Source organism: Pantoea sp. Ap-967, assembly GCF_011752565.1.
Lineage (GTDB): Bacteria > Pseudomonadota > Gammaproteobacteria > Pseudomonadales > Pseudomonadaceae > Aquipseudomonas.
The window spans coordinates 22,369-37,465 of the sequence record NZ_VWXK01000047.1 but is presented as its reverse complement, the minus strand read 5'-3'; the positions used below and the strand labels follow the sequence as shown (position 1 = coordinate 37,465).

Below are 15,097 nucleotides of genomic sequence, written 5' to 3'. Positions count from 1 at the left end.
CGAGTACATCCATTACTACAACCACGAACGAATCAAAATGAAGCTCAATGGCCTGAGTCCTGTGGCTTACAGGACTCAGGCTGAGGTAGCCTAGCTTCGACCGTCTAACATTTGGGGCGCAGTTCAGCGGTACCGGCCTGAAGATGGGGGGCTAACCAGCAGCCTACCCCCCTAAAGCGAAAATTCCTACAACGTTTTGGGAAGTCATGAACTCCCCCGAGACTTGATTCCTCGTTAGTGTTCTGGCGCACCTTCATACGCACCTGAGCGCAGCCCCTGCTGGCCTGCACGCCCGTGCGCCAGTGGCTGGACGAGGACACCCAATGTTCAAGGAACTGAATTCAAGCGACACATCACCCCGGCGGCGCATGCTGCCTCACCATGGGAAAACCGCCCATGACTGAAGCCTCCGTCAGCCGCGCCACCTCCGGCCCACCCTGCACCCCGCGGGTACCCATCCTGCCCCTGCGCTACGCCATCGTGCCTCGCACCGGCAATGCGCCCCCCTACCGCTACAGTGGCTCGGGCTTCACCCTGGAACAAGGCTTCCCCACGCTGCAGCACTGCGCCTACACCCTGCGTGCCTTGCGCCCTGGCTACGTCTACGTGTTCATGAAAGGCACCCACGGCGAAAAGCTGGTCATCCACGAGTACGACGGCGAAGGCCAGTACAAGGAACTGCGCTACCGGGGGCTGGAGCACTACCACCGGCGTGACCGCTACCTCTCCAACCGGTCGATGGACTGGGTGTGGGCCGACACCTGCACCACCACCGCCCAGGAGGTCTGGATCGCCTACAGCCCGCACCTGTGGACCAACGCCATCACCGCGCGCATCACCGGCTCGGCGGCCCTGCGCAACCGGCACATGCGCCAAGTGAACATGGCCGAGCTGATCGCCGGCGACAAGGCGCCGTCCACCCAGCCCCATGTGCTGCCCGTCAGCGCCCTGCCGACCTGGGTCGAGGACTTCAAGCCAGATGCCCAGCGCATGTCGCTGGCCTGGAGCAGCCACCCTCGCCCATCGGCGCTGTTCGCCGGCGCGCTCCACGCCGTGGCCCGGCACTACCCCTACACCCAGCCGAAGATTCCCGCCGTGGTGGTGCTGAGCGACGCCGAAGGCATGGCCCTGGACCTGAGCCTGTCGGTGTCGGCCTACCAGCACCAGTTGCGCGACCTGATGCCCGCCGAGCCCTTGCCCCACCTGCGGCCTGCCCAGGGCAGCGAGCAGGCTGATGTGCCGATGTGCTACCAGCTCAACGCCGAGCGCCTGAGCCCGCGCAGCCGCGACTTCCACCACCGCAACCTGGTGGCCACGCTGCTGAACAAGACCCTCGAAAGCCTGTACCCCGCCAAAAACCCGAACCTGGCCACCGCCGCGCTGCGCATCCGCCCAGACAGCCGGCCAAGACCGCCGTACGAAGAGCGCTTCCGGGTGCTCACCCACAAGGACTACTCCGAACAGGGCCATCGCCTCGGGCAACGCCTCGATACCGCCAAGTACCTCGGCTTCCTGGCCGAACGCGACGAGCTCGAACAACGTATCGCCGAGTTGCAAGCATCGGCCCTGCAAGCCAGCGCCGATCACGATGCCTGGCTGGCCACTGCCGAAAACGGCCACCTCGACAACCCCTACAGCCTGGCCGCTGCACTGGCCTGCTATGACCGCGACGACCTCACCTCCGCACGCGGCCTGGAAACCTCCCTCGCCCTGCTGATTCACCCCATGGGCCAACCCGTGCCCGGCACCGAAGAGCAAGACCTGCGCTTACAGCGGCTGGAACGCTGGCTGGACCAGCACGACAGCCCGCTGTATGTAGCCCTGGCACCGTTCAATCCCTTCCGCGACAAGGCCGACGCGGTCGGCACTTTGCTCGGAGGCAGCGACAACGTGATCGAAGGCCTGGTCGGCCGATTCCCGGCCCTGGCCAACATCACCGACCTCACCGCCCAGTCCGTCACTACCGTGGTGCTCAAACGCATGCATGGGCAGGCCCGCTGGACGGCCAGCAACAGCCTGCGCCAGCAAGTGCTGGCCGCCGCCAGCGAGGCCAATGCCGAGAAGGCGCTGGGGCTGCTGGCGGCGCGGTATGCCGTCACCGATACGCTGATCCGGGAGAACCCTTTTAGCCAGGAGGTCGATAAGTACCTGAAAAGCGGGATGGCGCAGGTAGAGGAAATGAAGGCACTGCGCATCACGGGCAGCCGGACGGTGGCGCTGGAGTTGACCACGACTACGCGGGTAAAGCCGAAGTTGATCGGGTTGCTGACATCTAGTACAGGAGCGGGTTTGAATGTTGGGATGCTGTGGTTCAATGTCATTGCGCTGAAGGCGGCTTACAACAGTTTGCAGAAGAGTAATGCACCGGAATACACCCTGGGGTTTGCTGCGTCGATCTTTGGGGTGATCGGCGCCGCGGCAGCGACGCTAGTTGGATTGCGGGCTACCCAGAAAGCAATAACGCTACGTTTTGGTTCTGCAGCTCCGGGCATGGGTTTCGGAAATGGGCTTACCAAACTTTTTGCAAGTAATTTTTTCGCTAGGCTCTCTGGTTATCCTGCGATAATTTTAGGTTTTGTTTCTGATTTCAAAAAGTCAAAAAGACAAAGCGCTTATGGCGATTTGCAAGCCTCAGACCTTACTTTCTACGGAGGAGGATCCGTCGCACTCGGCTCCATATTAGTACTGGAGGGTAGCCTTGCTATCGCGGGCGCCACGTCGGTGATCCCATTCGCAGGATGGGCTGCAGCAGCAGTTGTATTGCTGGGAGCAGCAGCCATAACAGGTGGTCTGTATCTACATGCTATGGCTGATGAGCGCCTGCACAGTCCTCTTGAATTATGGGCATCAAGGTGCATTTTTGGAAACCGACTGAATGATGGTGAGAAACGGATCGATATCAAATTAGACTTCGAGAGAAAACTCCCCCTTTACTCCAGTCTGAGTGAGGAAGTGCAAAGCTGGCACTCAGCCTACTATCAACCAGTGCTGCTTTCAGCGAATGATGCTAAAAAATTTGGTCTAGACGAACTAGACAGTCGCTGGAATAGAAGTACCGTCTTATCACCAGCTGATTGGTATAGAGCCATTCACAACGCTCCGCCCTCTTCCCCTGCCATTGAGTTTACGATTTTTCTACCTGGATTCACTTTAACAAAAAGTAGCTGGAGTGCACATTTAAGCGTTGCAAGCGATCATCATCAGTCAATCATCCCCCTACCAGACCCTGTATGCTACCTCGTCAACGGGAGCCTCATACTGAATTTCAAAATTGAAGCTCGCCCGTATACGAGTGCAACGATTTCAGTCACATACCACCCTGCCAAAGGCTTGGATGAAGAAAATTATACCACTACGCATTTCACATTAGAGAGGTAGGCCAATGTCTATAACCTGGCTATTCTCACACCACGGCAGCACGAAAAGCACACCATACATAAAAGATCAAGTAGTCGACATATCCACCAACCATCTAACCTTGAGAAACCCCTGGATAAAAGACTCCGTCTTCATGGGAAAACTCTATACAGCCATAGTCTTGATCTCGGCGCTATATATTTACCCAGAAATATTAGACGATGACTACCGCCATTTGCTCCTGTCACGCCCACACTCAATGCTTCAATATCTAATTGCCCCATTGATTTTCATACCATTTCTGCTGTACAGAGCTTACATAATAAAGAATAACTCCCACTTCCACTTAAGCAGACTCAAAAAGAGAGTCTATTACCAGCGCGGCAAAAAACTCGTACAGTTCGACTGGAAAACTACAATGGGAGGAGCCTTCAAACGCACCGAATTCGGGGGCTCATCTTTCAGCACGAGCTACGCCCTGGCATTCGCTCCCCGCCGAGCTGACGGCACTCTCCACCAAAAAGACTGCCTCTGGATCGACAGCAACGAGCCCACTGAACCAGACGTAAAATACGTCGCTGAAGTCTGGGAATACCTGCGCCACTTCATGGACCACGGCCCTGACAAACTCCCCCCACCTGGCGAACCCAACTGGTGGCACGTCCCCCTGCATGCCATCTGCCTGACCCCAGCCCAAGCCTGGCGCCACTACGCCCCTTGGCGAACGGGCGAACCCGGAGAACTGCAGGGCAAGAAAAACTGGCAACTGCCGTTTTGGGCCGTCTTGTTCCCCTACAACCTGAGTGTCGCCATCTGCTGGTACTTCATCTGCATACTTTTCAATGTGAAAGCTGCACCTGCACCGCCTGAAGCACTTGAGAGCAGCCCAAGAACACCAGAAAAGCGCAAAAGACGATAAGACGTGTGCCATCAAAGGAGAACGACGCAGTGGATGGCACGGGCAAGTTCATTTCTATGGAACAAATCATAACTCTCTGATTTAACGGAGAATCCTGTAGGAGCGGGCTTGACCCGCGAAGCAGGCACCGCGGTGCATGGCACCGGCTGCGCCGGTGTTCGCGGGGCAAGCCCGCTCCTACAGAGGATGGCAGCGGGCTTGCGGGCAATGGTCCCTGCGCGACAGCACAGCCCGCAAATGCAGCCCCGCAGGCACTTCGATAGTCACTATCGACAACACCAATTTCTATCCATCAGCGCCAACCCATAACCTCACTCCATCGATTCCCGTCCCCCGAATCCTGGAGCTTCCCGATGAACACCTCAGCCCGCCTGCTGCTCGCCACCCTCACCGCCATCGCCATCAGCGTGCTCACCGGTTGCGCCGCCAATCACCCCGAACTGCGTGGCTACACCGTCGAGGAAACCCGCCAACTGCAACTCGAAGCCATCCAGCGCCAAAGCCTGTCGCTGGACGAATACGAACTGCGCAAACGGGTGATCGAACGTGCCGCCAGCCGGCAGGTAGTGACCGAAGCTGTCGAAGCCCAGCCGGCGATCAAGGGCTGACCCTGGCAGGCTGGCGGAGTTGGCTGTACCTGCATCTGGCCGAAATGCCCTCGACACAGGTATCCTTGGCCGCTCAAGAGCAAGCCTTCCAGGACGGTGACCATGACCAGGCCCTTTCTGTCGCTGTGCGCGGCGCTCCTCTTCAGCCCGTTGCTGCAGGCCCAGCAGATCCAACGCCAGTTGGGCGATTTCGATTTCAAGCTGGGCACCACGCCCTCGCGCAGCATGGCCCAGGGGCTGATCTCACCTAGCGCGGTAGGTGCATTTCACGGCGGCCTCGACCTCAGCCACCCCAGCGGTTGGTACCTCGGCCAGTACGCCCCGAGCATGGGCGTAACACCCGACTCGACCCTGCGCCTGGACAGCTACCTGGGCTATAAACATCACTTCGACAGCACCTTGGGCTATGAGGTCGGGCTGATTCACTACAGCCAACCGAACATCGCCGGGGCCAACAGTTATGCGCTGTACGGCGGTATCTCGATACTTGGCAGCCGCATCGGCGGCGCCTGGCGCGACAACCCCGACAACCGCACCGGCACCCTGTTCGCCGACTTTGGCCAGTTGCCGCTACTGAACATGGACTTAACCGTGAAGGTGGCCCACCACCGCTTGGGCACGCCCTTCACCATTGGCGACGGCAGCCAGGTCAGCGCGTTTTCCGACTGGTCACTGGAGCTGTCACGGCCATGGCTGGGCATCGACCTCAACTTGATCTACAGCAACTCCGACCTCAGCGGCGGTGGCTGCGACGCCTACTCGGGCATCAATACCTACTGCGAAAGCGTCGTCACCCTCAAGGCTCAGCGCAGCTTCTTTTGACGGATTTTGCCGGCAGTAGCGCCAGCGCTACACCGCCCAGCACCACCAGCGAGGCGAGCAGCAGGCGCAGCGACATTGGCTCACCAATCAGCAACACCCCAGCCAATGCGGCGATCACTGGCACACTGAGCTGCAGGGTGGCCGCCTGCTGGGCGCTGACCTGCCTGACCACCCCATACCACACGGCATAGCCCGCGCCGGACGCCAGAATGCCTGAGGCCAGGGCAAACAGCAGCCCTGCCGGGGTGACATGCACATGGGCGAGTAGCACCATGGGTACGCCCAGCATCAGCACCAGCGGCAGGCTGCGCACGAAGTTGCCAGCGGTATCGGCCAGTGGGTTCGGCGCACCTTTGCCCAGCAGCGAGTATGCGCCCCAGGCGACACCGGAGGCTGCCATTACCAGCGCGCTGACCAGCGGCGGCGCTTCAGCGCCGGGCAACAGCAACACGATCAGGCCAGCGAAGGCGATCAGCATGCCGAGCAAGCTGGGAGCGCTAACGTGTTCGCCCCTGAGCCAGGCGAACGCGAACATGGTGATTTGCACGGCGCCGAACAGCACCAGCGCGCCTACGCCTGCGCCCAACTGCAGGTAGGCCACGGAAAACAGGTAGGCATAGAGAAACAGGGCAAGCCCGCCCTTCCAACTGCCGCCCAGGGGTTGGCCTGGCTTGCGCAAGCGTATCAGCAACAGCAGAAACGCAGCGCCGCTGGCCAGGCGCAGCAGGGTGAACAATTCGGCATCGATCGCTCCGTCGCGCAGGGCCAGGCGGCAGAAGATGGAGTTGGCGGCGAAGGCTACCAGGCTGAACAGGGCGGGCCAGAGCCAGGATTTATGGCCGGTGGTGGTGCGGGGGCTCATGGTGATGACACCTCTGAGATAGGGATTCTTGTTCTGATGGTTCTTTTTAGGGGGTTTGGCCGGATTGGACAACCTTTGTCAGTCCACATTGCTGTAGCAGGAACTTCGTATTTGTAGGAGCGAGCGCAGCTCGCGAACACCGGCGAAGCCGGTGGTGGCCGGCGAAACGAATGATGTCTCTTTCCTTCAAAAGCAAAAAGCAAAAGATCAGAAACCTGGATCGCGCCGGTTTTGATTCACGCGAGTCATTCATTTGCGATGGTGACGCATAGTCACCATCGCAAATGAATGACTCGAAGTAATCAAGACCCACGCCGTCAAGCTTTTGGCTTTGGCTATGTGCGCCAATCCCAAACCGCAAGATCAACACCTTGATGTAATGGCAAACCAAGCCCATCCCCGCTACACAGTGTGCCCCTGAACAAGCACCAAGGTAGAGCAGATGGACCACATGGATCACATCCTGATCGTCGACGACGACCGTGAAATCAGGGAACTGGTAGGCAACTACCTGCGCAAGAACGGCCTGCGCGCCTCACTGATGGCCGACGGCCGCCAAATGCGCAGTTTCCTGGAAACCAACCGCGTCGACCTGATCGTCCTCGACATCATGATGCCAGGCGACGACGGCTTGGTACTGTGCCGGGAACTGCGCGCCGGCAAGCACAAAGCCACCCCAGTGCTGATGCTGACCGCCCGCAATGATGAAACCGACCGCATCATCGGCCTGGAAATGGGCGCAGACGACTACCTGGTCAAACCCTTCGCCGCCCGCGAACTGCTCGCCCGGATCAACGCCGTGCTGCGCCGCACACGCATGCTGCCACCCAACCTCGTGGTCAGCGAAGCCGGCAGGCTACTGGCCTTTGGCGACTGGCGGCTGGACACCACCGCGCGCCACCTGCTCGACCGCGAAGACACCATCGTCGCCCTCAGCGGCGCCGAATACCGCCTGCTGCGCGTGTTCGTCGACCACCCCCAACGCGTGCTCAGCCGCGACCAGTTGCTCAACCTGACCCAAGGCCGCGATGCCGACCTGTTCGACCGCTCCATCGACCTGCTCGTCAGCCGCCTGCGCCAACGCCTGGGCGACGACGCCCGCGACCCGGCCTACGTCAAGACCGTACGCAGCGAAGGCTATGTGTTCTCCTTCGCCGTGCAGATCCTCGGGGAGCCAGCATGAAGGCCCCGCGCTGGCCCCGCACCCTGGCCTCGCAGCTGTCGCTGATTTTCCTGCTCAGCCTGGTCATCGCCCACGGCCTGTCATTCGGCTTGCAGTTCTATGAGCGCTACGAAAGCGCCAAGACCCTGATGCTAGGTAACCTGGAGCAAGACCTGACCACCACCCTGGCGGTACTCGAACGCCTGCCAGCCAGCGAACGCAACGCCTGGCTGCCGCGTTTCGTACACCCCAACTACCGCTACCAGCTCGACGAAGGCCAGCCCGGCACGCCCCTGGACCTGGCCTCGCCGCCCGCGTTCGTGCGCTCCATGCAAGCCACCCTGGGCCGCACCTACACCCTGCACTACACCCAATTGGCCGATACCCGCCCGCATTACCAGGCCCACCTGCGCCTGCACGATGGCAGCCCGCTGACCATCGATGTGCGCCCCTCCGTCTCGCCGCTGTCGCCCTGGCTGCCCTTGGTACTGGTCGGCCAGTTGCTGCTGTTGCTGGCCTGTACCTGGCTGGCGGTACGCACGGCGATCCGCCCGTTGACCCGGCTGTCCCAGGCAGTCGACACCCTGGACCCCAACGGCGGCGGCGCGCGCCTGGATGAGTCAGGCCCGGTTGAAGTGGCCTACGCCGCAGTCGCCTTCAATACCCTGCAAACACGCATCGCTGCCCATGTGAAAGAGCGCATGCAACTGCTGGCCGCCATCTCCCACGACCTGCAAACGCCCATCACGCGGATGAAATTGCGCGCCGAGCTGATGGAAGACTCCGTGGAAAAAGACAAGCTATGGAACGACCTGAGCCAGATGCAACACCTGGTGCAGGAAGGCGTGGCCTACGCCCGCAGCATGGACAGCACCACCGAAGCCAGCCGGCGCATCGACGTGCGGGCGTTTCTGCAAAGCCTGGTGTTCGACTACGAAGACACCGGCAAGCACGTCAGCCTCGACATGCCCCGCGACGCCGTGCTCGACTCCCGCCCTCACGCCTTGCGCCGGTTAATGGTGAACCTGGTGGACAATGCCCTCAAATACGCCAGTGACGTCGAGATCGCCGTGGGCCGGCCCACGGCCGGCAGCCTGAGCATTTGCATTCTGGATCGCGGCCCCGGCATTCCCGAAGCGCTGCTGGGCGAAGTGCTCAAGCCGTTCTATCGCCTGGAAAGCTCGCGTAACCGCGACACTGGCGGCACCGGGCTGGGCCTGGCGATTTCCCAGCAATTGGCGCTGTCGCTGCAGGGTTCGCTGCAGCTGTACAACCGCGAAGGCGGCGGGCTGTGTGCCCAGCTGAGCCTGCCGCTGCCGGTGGCCGAACAGGTGAAGGCCCAGTTGATCGGCTAACGCACCTGAAGGTGCACTGCCACAGGCCCCGGTAGGAGCGAGCGCAGCTCGCGATGCGGGCTCACAGCGGGCTGAGTGCGTGAGGTAGATTGCACCTGCCAGATCGCATTCGCGAGCTTTGCTCGCTCCTACAAGGGTTTGAACTGCGCACGCGCTAGCCCACGATGCGGCGTATTTCACAACCTGGCCTGCCCCGCCTCCCACCCCCCGCGGTTTTCAGGCAGACTCCGGGCAAAAACCACGCTGGCGGCCCAGCACACCTGGCCACACACAGAGAACCCCCATGCCCAACCCGCCTGACCTCAGCCACCTGGTCAATGCCGTGCCCGGTTTCATCTGGAGCGCCGGCGCCAATGGCGAGGTCAACTTCATCAACCAGCGCTGGTGCGACTACACCGGCATGACTCAACAACAGGCCAGCGGCCACGGCTGGACGGCCTCGCTGCACCCGGAAGATGCCGAGGGCCTGCTGCACTACTGGGTGGCCTTGATGCAGGAAGGCACCGCCGGCGAATACGAAGCCCGCCTGCGCCGCCAGGATGGCGTGTACCGCTGGTTCCTGATCCGCGCCGTGCCGCAGCACGATGAGCACGGCACGGTGGTGGGCTGGTATGGGGAAAACACCGACATCGAAGGGCGCAAGCAGGCCGAAGAAGCGCTGGACAGAGTCCGCTCGGAAATGGCCCACCTGGCACGGGTGGCAAGCCTGGGCGCGCTCACCGCGTCCATCGCCCACGAAGTCAATCAGCCGCTGGCCGGTATCGTCACCAATGCCGGCACCTGCCTGCGCATGCTCGCAGCCGACCCGCCCAACGTCGAGGGCGCCATGGAAACCGCCCGGCGCACCCTGCGCGACGGCAACCGCGCCGCCGATGTCATCAAGCGCCTGCACGCCCTGTTCGCCCGGCACAGCGTAATGGCCGAGGCGGTGGATGTGAACGAGGCGGCGCACGAGGTGGTTACCCTGCTGCTGGGTGAACTGCGGCGCAACGGCGTGGTGCTGCAAGTGCAATTCGCCAAGGACCTGCCTGCAATCAAAGGCGACCGCGTGCAACTTCAGCAGGTGATCCTCAACCTGATCCTCAATGCCGTAGAGGCCATGCGCGAGGTGCCCGGCGCGCTGCGGCAACTGCGCATCAGCACCACGCTGGAGCCACGCCAGTGCGTTCAGCTTGCCGTGCGCGACAGTGGCGCGGGGTTCGATGCCGAGGCAATTGGCCGCCTGTTCGATGCCTTCTACACCACCAAGCCCAACGGGATGGGCATGGGCCTTTCCATCAGCCGCTCGATCATCGAGCATCACCAAGGCGAGCTCTGGGCCACGCTCAACGATGGCCCCGGGGCGACGTTCCATTTCTGCATTCCGCTGCCCGACCTGCTCTGGGAGTGAGGAGCCCACCCCATGAACGCCCACACCCCCTCCCCCTCTGCCGGCGCCGTGGTGTACGTGGTGGACGACGACATTTCCGTGCGCGAGTCGCTGGAATTGCTGATTCGCTTCGCCCACTGGCAACCGCGGCTGTTCGACTGCGCCCAGGCATTCCTGGCCCAGCCGCGCGAACCGCTACCCAGCTGCCTGGTGCTGGACATCAACCTGCCCGACCTCAACGGCCTTGACCTGCAAGCCGCCCTCGCCGCCAGCCGGCCGCACATGCCGATCATCGTCATCACCGGCTACGGCGACATTCCCAGCACGGTACGGGCGATGAAGGCCGGGGCTGTGGAGTTTCTGACCAAGCCGTTCGACGACGGCGTGCTGCTCGACGCCATCAGCGCTGCGCTGGAGAAAAGCCGCTGCGCCCTGGAACGCGAAGGCCAGCTCAGTGACCTGCGCGCACGCTACGTCTCGCTCACCCCACGAGAGCGGGAAATCATGCAGCGGGTGGTCGACGGCTGCATGAACAAAGTGATCGCGCTGGACCTGGACATCAGTGAAATCACCGTCAAGGCCCACCGTGGCAAGGTCACGCGCAAGATGAAGGCGCGCTCGGTGGCCGAACTGGTGCGCATGGCAACGCAATTGGCGCAGGCCCCCACGGTCGAACCGTGAGCCCTGCGCCCGGGGTGTTCATGCATTACCAGTTCATGGCGGTGCTCCTGAGTGGTGGCGGGCAACTGGCTCAGTTCTGGCCGATGCAGTGGTCGCCCAGGGTGCGGTAGTTGAGCACCTGGGTCTGGTCGTGGGAGTCAAGGTAGGTCAGGCGGGCATTGACCACACCGCAGCTGGGCGTTGCGTCCTGGCTGGTGGCCAGCACTTTCTTGATGTCCAGCTGGGTGCCGTAGGTGTAGTCGCGCACGTTGTCGGCGGCTTCGGCACGGGCGGCCAGGGTGCAGACGTTGAGGGCGGCGAACAGGCAGGCGGCATAGATGGCTTTGGTGTTCATGGTGGATGCTCCGGGCTTCTAATGGGTTCTGGTTCAGTGACTGCGAGGCGCTGTGCCTCGATGGAGCCCATTTAACGCCCGGAACGTACCTGGTCCGTGTCAACAACCCCACCGCTTTGAACCCCCAGGTATCTGCCCCCCCTCTCGATACACACCGATACAAACCACCCCAGGTTCACCCCCACCACCCCGGTAGGAGCGAGCGCAGCTCGCGATGCGATTCCCCAGGCGAATACAACCCTTGAGGCATGCGGCGTTTGCCAGATCGCATCGCGAGCTGCGCTCGCTCCTACCGGGGGAGGGGGTGCCGCGCAGTCAGCGCAATTGAATCCAGGTCGTTTTCAACTGCGTGTACTTGTCGAACGAATGCAACGAAAGGTCCCGCCCAAAGCCCGACTGCCCGCCCCCGCCAAACGGCACGGTCACATCCAGCGCATCGACCGTGTTCACCGACACGGTCCCCGCCTTCAGGCGCTTGGCCACGCGATGGGCACGGTTGAGGTCGTCGCTCCACACCGAAGCCGCCAGGCCATACACGCTGTCATTGGCCAGGGCGATGGCCTGCTCCTCGCTGTCAAAAGCGCTCACGGCCAGCACCGGCCCGAACACCTCTTCCCGGGCCAAGTCCATCTGCGGGCCAACCCCGGCGAAAATGGTCGGCTCGATAAAGTTGTCCGAGCCACCCAGGTTCAGCCGTTGCCCGCCACACACCAGCTTCGCCCCCTGCTCCTGGGCCTGGCCGATGGCCCGCTGGATGCGCCCGGCCTGTTCGCCGTCGACGATCGCCCCGGCCCGGCTGGCCGGGTCCAGTGGGTTGCCCGGTTGCCAGTGGCGGGCCTTGGCCTGCAGGCGCTCGATAAATTCATCATGGATCGAACGCTGCACATATAGCCGCGAGTTGGCCGAGCACACCTCGCCCTGGTTGAAGAAAATGCCGAAGGCCGCCTTCTCGGCCGCCAGGTCCAGGTCCTGGCAGTCATCGAACACCAGGTTCGGGCTTTTACCCCCGCACTCCAGCCACACCTGCTTGAGGTTGGACTGCGCCGAGTACTGCATGAAGTACTTGCCCACCTGGGTGGAGCCGGTAAACACCAGGCAGTCGACATCCCCATGCAGCCCCAGCGCGCGGCCAGCCTGTTCGCCAAGGCCCGGCACCACGTTGAGCACGCCCTCCGGCAGGCCCGCCTCCAGCGCCAGTTGCGCCAGGCGCAAGGCCGAAAACGGCGACTGCTCTGCCGGCTTGAGCACCACACTGTTACCCGCCGCCAGCGCCGGGGCGAGCTTCCAGGCCGCCATGTCCAAGGGGAAGTTCCACGGCACCACCGCCGCCACCACGCCCAGCGCTTCGCGGGTGATGGTGGCCACCGCGTTGGACGCCGTCGGCGCAACCTGGTCGTAGCGTTTGTCGAGGGCTTCGCCATACCAGGCGAACACCTGGGCCGAGCCAGGTACATCGATGCTGTAGGCGTCCATCACCGGCTTGCCCATGTTCAGCGAATCGAGCAAGGCCAGTTCTTCACGGTGGGCCATGATCAGCTCGGCCAGGCGCAGCAGCACACGCTTGCGCTCGGCAGGGGCCATGCGTGCCCAGGGGCCATGCTCGAAGGCCTGGCGCGCACTGCGCACCGCGCGGTCGACATCGGCGTCGGCACAAGCCGCCACCTGGGCCAGCAAACGGTTGGTGGCCGGGTTGATCGAGTCGAACGTTGCACCGCTGGCAGCGGCAACGAATTGGCCGCCGATCAGTGCGTTGTTCAGAAAGGTCTGCCTGGCAGCTTGTTGCTGCCAGTAAGCGAGGTCGTACACGTTGTGCTCCAGGCGACCGTCAGCTCGGTCGTTCGTGGGTGGATGCCGCTGCCGAGTATCAGCGTTAACAGCCACCCACGAGAATCACCCTTCAGGGTGAGCCCTGGCGCTCAGGGCTGCTGGCGCGTGGCGCACACCACGATTTCACGCACGCACACCGACTGCGGCTGGCCGTAGGCGAACTCGATGACTTCGGCAATGCTCTGGGCACTGAGCACCCCGCCCATCTCGGCCTTCCAGGCGTCATAGCCGGCCTTGATGCCATCGTCGGTGGTGTGGCTGAGCAGTTCGGTGTCCACCGCGCCCGGCTCGACGGTGATCACCCGCACATTGCTGGGCGACAGCTCCTCGCGCAGGTTCTCGGAAAGCCCGGTAACCGCGAACTTGGTGCCCACATAGGCGACGTGGTTGGGGAAGGCCTTGCGCCCAGCCACGGAGCTGACATTGATGATGGTGCCGTGCTTGCGCGCAACCATGCCGCCCGCCACGGCGTGGATGCCGTTGAGCAGCCCGCGCACATTGACGTCGAGCATGCGGTCCCACTCGGCCGGGTCTTGCGTGGCGATGCTGCCCAACAGCATCACCCCGGCGTTGTTGATGATTGCATCCACCGGGCCGAAGCGCACCTCGGCCTCGGTGACGGCGGCCAGCACGGCGGCGCGGTCGGTGATGTCGACGGCCAGCGCCAGGCAGTTGGGCAACTGCAGCTGCTGCATCGGCGCCAGGCGGCGAGACAGCAGCAACAGGGCGTGGCCACGGGCGGACAGGCGCTGGGCGGTTGCCAGGCCAATGCCGGAGCTGGCGCCGGTGATCACCACCAGGGGTTTGTGCGTAGTCGTCATCAGAAGTGTCCTGTTATCCAGATTGCCTATAGGTAAGCAGCAGAGCGAGTATAAAAGGCCCTTAGATCAACGAAAAATGGGATATTCTTCTGGCAGCCATCGGCAACACTTATGGGTAACCCATGGATTATCGCCAGCTTCGCGCCTTCATCGCCGTGTTCGAAGAACGCAACATCACCGCTGCTGCACGCGCCATACACCTTAGCCAACCGGCGCTTTCCGGCAGCATCAAGGCCTTGGAAGAAAGCCTGGGCACCACCCTGTTCGTGCGCCAGGCGCGGGGCGTGGAGGTCACCGAAGACGCCCGTGCGTTGTACCCCGAGGCCCAGCGCATGGTGGCCGATGCCGGCCGGTTGCTCACCCGCTTCCGGCAGGACCGTGAGCGTGAACCCCTACACGTGGGCGTCGAGCACGACGTGGCCGCCCAGGTGCTGCGCACTGTGCTGCAGGCGGCGGCAGGCCTCAGCCCAGGGGTACGCCTGCAACTGCGGGTGGGTTGCCAGGGCGCGGTGCGCTTGGCCAGCGAGGAACTGCGCTGCGAGGACGAGCTGTTCCTGGCGCTGCACAGCGAACCGTTCGTGCTGGCACTGCCGCCAGGCGGCGAGCGGCATCATTGGGTCACCTGCCCCGCTCAGCCCAGCCACCAGCGCCTGCTACCCTACTACGACCGTGCGGCAGTGGCCGAAGCCGAAACCTTTGCCTTGGCGCTGGAGATGGTCGCCGCCGGCATTGGCGCTGCCATCGTGCCGCACTCGCTTGCCGCCGAACATCCGGGGGTGCGCAGCGAGCCATTGCACCAGCTGGACCTGCGCCGGCGCATCGGCCTGTGCTATTCGGCCCAGGCACTGGCACTGGAAGGCGTGGTTCGCCTGCGCGATGCCTTGGAGGGCAAAATTGTACAAATAAATTCCGCTGTATAGATTTATCCAGACACCTGCACTATACCTTGTACATCCAATGAATTTTGTACAGGTATTGTG

General features: G+C 62.5%; 14 protein-coding genes. 10 read left to right on the top strand and 4 right to left on the bottom strand.

The features are described from left to right. The 5 genes from F3J45_RS28395 to F3J45_RS28375 all read left to right on the top strand — a co-directional run. The coding region (locus F3J45_RS28395; RefSeq protein WP_167061942.1) for an IS3 family transposase at nt 1-94 on the top strand (94 nt) is incomplete at its 5' end. Nucleotides 95-396: 302 nt separating this feature from the next. Continuing rightward, complete coding sequence (locus F3J45_RS28390; RefSeq protein ID WP_167070673.1) at nt 397-3,378, top strand: T6SS effector BTH_I2691 family protein; 2,982 nt, start codon at nt 397-399, stop codon at nt 3,376-3,378. A 4-nt stretch (nt 3,379-3,382) separates the two neighbouring features. Beyond that, nucleotides 3,383-4,276, top strand: a complete 894-nt coding sequence (locus tag F3J45_RS28385) for a hypothetical protein (protein ID WP_167070672.1) — start codon at nt 3,383-3,385, stop codon at nt 4,274-4,276. A gap of 353 nt (nt 4,277-4,629) precedes the next feature. Next, complete coding sequence (locus F3J45_RS28380; RefSeq protein ID WP_167070671.1) at nt 4,630-4,884, top strand: hypothetical protein; 255 nt, start codon at nt 4,630-4,632, stop codon at nt 4,882-4,884. A 102-nt stretch (nt 4,885-4,986) separates the two neighbouring features. After that, a complete protein-coding gene (locus tag F3J45_RS28375; protein WP_167070670.1) occupies nt 4,987-5,706 on the top strand; it encodes a TorF family putative porin in 720 nt (239 codons plus the stop codon). Here the strand turns inward: F3J45_RS28375 and F3J45_RS28370 are convergent. Continuing rightward, nucleotides 5,681-6,568 (bottom strand): DMT family transporter, encoded by an 888-nt coding sequence (locus F3J45_RS28370; RefSeq protein WP_167070669.1) that lies wholly within the window; start codon nt 6,566-6,568, stop codon nt 5,681-5,683. The two genes, F3J45_RS28375 and F3J45_RS28370, sit on opposite strands and share 26 nt — an antisense overlap. A gap of 442 nt (nt 6,569-7,010) precedes the next feature. On the opposite strand from F3J45_RS28370, the gene F3J45_RS28365 reads away from it, so the two are divergent. From F3J45_RS28365 to F3J45_RS28350, 4 genes are all read left to right on the top strand, one after another. Beyond that, nucleotides 7,011-7,751: a response regulator gene (locus F3J45_RS28365; RefSeq protein WP_167070668.1), complete on the top strand. Its 741-nt coding sequence runs from the start codon at nt 7,011-7,013 to the stop codon at nt 7,749-7,751. Next, nucleotides 7,748-9,085, top strand: a complete 1,338-nt coding sequence (locus tag F3J45_RS28360) for a HAMP domain-containing sensor histidine kinase (RefSeq protein WP_167070667.1) — start codon at nt 7,748-7,750, stop codon at nt 9,083-9,085. Before F3J45_RS28365 ends, F3J45_RS28360 begins: the two co-directional genes overlap by 4 nt. A 283-nt stretch (nt 9,086-9,368) precedes the next feature. Further along, nucleotides 9,369-10,475, top strand: a complete 1,107-nt coding sequence (locus tag F3J45_RS28355; RefSeq protein WP_167070666.1) for an ATP-binding protein — start codon at nt 9,369-9,371, stop codon at nt 10,473-10,475. Nucleotides 10,476-10,487: 12 nt separating this feature from the next. Then, a complete protein-coding gene (locus tag F3J45_RS28350; protein WP_167070665.1) occupies nt 10,488-11,135 on the top strand; it encodes a response regulator transcription factor in 648 nt (215 codons plus the stop codon). 70 nt (nt 11,136-11,205) lie between these two features. Here the strand turns inward: F3J45_RS28350 and F3J45_RS28345 are convergent, their stop codons facing one another. The 3 genes from F3J45_RS28345 to F3J45_RS28335 all read right to left on the bottom strand — a co-directional run bounded on the left by F3J45_RS28345 (nt 11,206) and on the right by F3J45_RS28335 (nt 14,117). Further along, nucleotides 11,206-11,469 carry a DUF2790 domain-containing protein gene (locus tag F3J45_RS28345; RefSeq protein WP_167070664.1) on the bottom strand — a complete coding sequence of 88 codons (264 nt, stop codon included), beginning with the start codon at nt 11,467-11,469 and terminating at the stop codon, nt 11,206-11,208. 315 nt (nt 11,470-11,784) lie between these two features. Next, entirely contained in the window at nt 11,785-13,275 is a 1,491-nt protein-coding gene (locus F3J45_RS28340) for an aldehyde dehydrogenase (protein WP_167070663.1), read from the bottom strand. A 110-nt stretch (nt 13,276-13,385) separates the two neighbouring features. Next, nucleotides 13,386-14,117, bottom strand: coding sequence for an SDR family oxidoreductase (locus F3J45_RS28335; RefSeq protein WP_167070662.1), 732 nt, complete (start codon nt 14,115-14,117; stop codon nt 13,386-13,388). 122 nt (nt 14,118-14,239) lie between these two features. On the opposite strand from F3J45_RS28335, the gene F3J45_RS28330 reads away from it, so the two are divergent. Beyond that, the gene (locus F3J45_RS28330) at nt 14,240-15,037 is read left to right on the top strand and encodes a LysR family transcriptional regulator (RefSeq protein WP_167070661.1); all 798 of its coding nucleotides are present in this window, start codon (nt 14,240-14,242) and stop codon (nt 15,035-15,037) included. Nucleotides 15,038-15,097 lie beyond the last annotated feature (60 nt).

Excerpts from the sequence above, each read along its gene's own strand:
- F3J45_RS28390 (WP_167070673.1), top strand. The coding sequence starts at position 397 with ATGACTGAAGCCTCCGTCAGCCGCGCCACCTCCGGCCCACCCTGCACC.
- F3J45_RS28385 (WP_167070672.1), top strand. The coding sequence starts at position 3,383 with ATGTCTATAACCTGGCTATTCTCACACCACGGCAGCACGAAAAGCACA.
- F3J45_RS28380 (WP_167070671.1), top strand. The coding sequence starts at position 4,630 with ATGAACACCTCAGCCCGCCTGCTGCTCGCCACCCTCACCGCCATCGCC.
- F3J45_RS28375 (WP_167070670.1), top strand. The coding sequence starts at position 4,987 with ATGACCAGGCCCTTTCTGTCGCTGTGCGCGGCGCTCCTCTTCAGCCCG.
- F3J45_RS28370 (WP_167070669.1), bottom strand. The coding sequence starts at position 6,568 with ATGAGCCCCCGCACCACCACCGGCCATAAATCCTGGCTCTGGCCCGCC.
- F3J45_RS28365 (WP_167070668.1), top strand. The coding sequence starts at position 7,011 with ATGGACCACATGGATCACATCCTGATCGTCGACGACGACCGTGAAATC.
- F3J45_RS28360 (WP_167070667.1), top strand. The coding sequence starts at position 7,748 with ATGAAGGCCCCGCGCTGGCCCCGCACCCTGGCCTCGCAGCTGTCGCTG.
- F3J45_RS28355 (WP_167070666.1), top strand. The coding sequence starts at position 9,369 with ATGCCCAACCCGCCTGACCTCAGCCACCTGGTCAATGCCGTGCCCGGT.
- F3J45_RS28350 (WP_167070665.1), top strand. The coding sequence starts at position 10,488 with ATGAACGCCCACACCCCCTCCCCCTCTGCCGGCGCCGTGGTGTACGTG.
- F3J45_RS28345 (WP_167070664.1), bottom strand. The coding sequence starts at position 11,469 with ATGAACACCAAAGCCATCTATGCCGCCTGCCTGTTCGCCGCCCTCAAC.
- F3J45_RS28335 (WP_167070662.1), bottom strand. The coding sequence starts at position 14,117 with ATGACGACTACGCACAAACCCCTGGTGGTGATCACCGGCGCCAGCTCC.
- F3J45_RS28330 (WP_167070661.1), top strand. The coding sequence starts at position 14,240 with ATGGATTATCGCCAGCTTCGCGCCTTCATCGCCGTGTTCGAAGAACGC.